2 protein-coding genes are annotated in these 2,300 nt (G+C 68.5%); both read right to left on the reverse strand.

The features are described 5' to 3' along the window. Nucleotides 1-41 precede the first annotated feature (41 nt). Nucleotides 42-1,142 (reverse strand): C40 family peptidase, encoded by a 1,101-nt coding sequence (locus AC08OX_RS06545; protein ID WP_476606988.1) that lies wholly within the window; start codon nt 1,140-1,142, stop codon nt 42-44. Nucleotides 1,143-1,674: 532 nt separating this feature from the next. Next, nucleotides 1,675-2,300, reverse strand: a 626-nt coding sequence (locus tag AC08OX_RS06550) for a class F sortase (protein WP_476606989.1), incomplete at its 5' end; no start/stop codon positions are given.

The following is a 2,300-nucleotide window of genomic DNA, read 5'->3' on the forward strand; positions in this document are numbered from 1 at the left end:
GGGGTACCCCGGCGTTCGGACCGGGTCAGGTGGGACCGGGCTCAGAGGATGCGGCCGACCTTGTAGGTGGAGCTGTAGATGGGCCGCAGCGACACGACACCGCCGGTCTGCGGGGCAGCCCACATATACCCATTCCCGGCGTAGATGCCGACATGGTAGATATTCCCAGGAGTACCATAAAAGATCAAGTCACCGGGCTGCTTGCCGGACTGGGGCACCTTCATCGAGACCCGGTACTGGTCCTCGGCCACGCGCGGCAGCGAGCGGCCGAGTTGTTTGAAGACGTACTGGACGAGTCCGGAGCAGTCGAACGAGTACGGACCCTCCGCGCCCCAGACATACGGCTTACCCTTGTTCAACGACGCGAGGTAGACGGCCTTCTCCCCGATCGAGCTGCCCGGGATGACCTTTGGGATCGCCTGGTCGATGACGGAACCCGACCGTCCCGGACCCGACCGTCCCGGACCCGACCGTCCCGAACCCGTCGGACTCGCGATCGTCACCGTGGCGGCGCCGGCCACGGAGGGACGCAGGGCGTTCGATCCGTCGAAGACCGCAGTGATCATCGTCGTGGAGAGCAGGCGCGCGGTGATCTGCGCGGCGCCGTTCGCGTCGGTCCGCAACCTCGTGGAGGTCTGCCACCGGGGACCGTTCACCACGACGATACGGACGTCCTGGTTCGCAAGCGGGGTGCCGCTGTCCGATTCCAACGCCCGCACCGTGAGCAGCACCGGGGTGTTGGGCGCGACCGAGGTCTTGTCCGCGGCGATCGAGACACTGGTGAAGACGGGGTCGTGGTCCGCGATGGCGGTGGCCAACGGGGCGAGCCTGCGGGCCGAGGCCGCATCGCCGCCGGTGGCGTGGTGTCCCGGGACGAGCGCGGCTTCCTGGGTGAGGGAGTTCGACTCCAGTGACGAGGTTCCGTCGGCGCCCCCGGGGACGGTGGCCGCGAAGGCGGCGGTCGAGGCCGCGATCGTCCCGGTGGTGAACGCGGCGATGGTGACCGCGCGTCGCGGAGGAGGAGTGGTACGGCGGCGAGCCGCGCCGGAGCCTGAGGAGCCGTGGGGCGCCGGCGGGCGCTGATGATTCCGGACGAACTGGTCCCAGTCCTCCGGAAGCCAGGCCATACCACGACGGGGCAAGACGTGTCCTTCCCGTGCGCCTACGAGGGAGCTGTCGGGTTCGGGCTGGCCAGCCCGGCGGCCGACGACCCGGTCAGTGCCGTCACCGCCGGAACGCGGCCGGATCCGCCGGCCACACCCGGAACCACGGCTCCCCGCACCTGCCCCGACATACTCGGAGGGGCCGCCGAACCGGGGGCAGGACCAGGCACATCGGTCCGACGGGTATCTCTATCAAAATAGGTATATCTGCATGACATGTAGCAGACACTTCATAATCCGGACACCTATGGATCGGTAGAACAGAAGTGCCGTTGATGACCATAGTGGACATACCCGGGCGGCTCGCAATCACCCCCACCCCAACGCTTGAACACGGCACCAGAAGGCCGTCGCTGCTCGGCAAGAAGTACGGATGCCGTCACGCCGGGTGTCCGTCGGCGGCTTGATCACGCCACCTCGCGTCAGGTCGTCACGACGCCCCGAGCATCGACGTGTCGTAGATCTCGCCGGCTGTCTCGTCGGCGATCCGGCAGCGGAACGGGCCGGGTCGTCAGGGTGCGGGCGGCGGGTTCACACTCGGGACGGAACCGACCTGCGCCGGCCTCGGCTGCCCGGGTAGGGGCCCCCGCGACGGATTCGGCGGAAGCACGCTCGCCGCAGACCGGGCCGGCACGACGGGCGCGGCTCCTGCCGAGGATTCGGCGTGCGCGTACACCACCAGGTTGTTGAGATAGTGCCTGGCCTTCCGGTCGAAGGCGCCCCCGCAGGTGATCAGGCGCAGTTCAGGGCGGATTACCGGTCCGTAGACCCGGTTCGTCGGGAACCTCGACTTCACCACGTTCTCCGCGCGATCGACGACGAACGTCGTGGACACGCCGGTCGGCGAAGCGACCTCGACACGGTCGCCGGGCACGAGCTCGTGCAGCCGGTAGAAGACCGCCGGGCCGGTGGTGGAATCGTAGTGGCCGACGAGCACGGCAGGGCCGATGCCACCAGGCGCCGGACCGCGGTCATACCAGCCGACATCTCCCCATGCCTTGGGCACCCCGAGCGTGCCATCCGGGTTCAGACCCAGATGAATGATCGGAGCGTCCACCCTGATCCGGGGGATGCGCAGCCGGGACGGATTGTTGACGACCACCACCGGCTGCTCGGGGACGGCGGGAGGTAGCCCGA

The sequence above is a fragment of the Frankia sp. CoBUL1 genome (genome assembly GCF_978021245.1).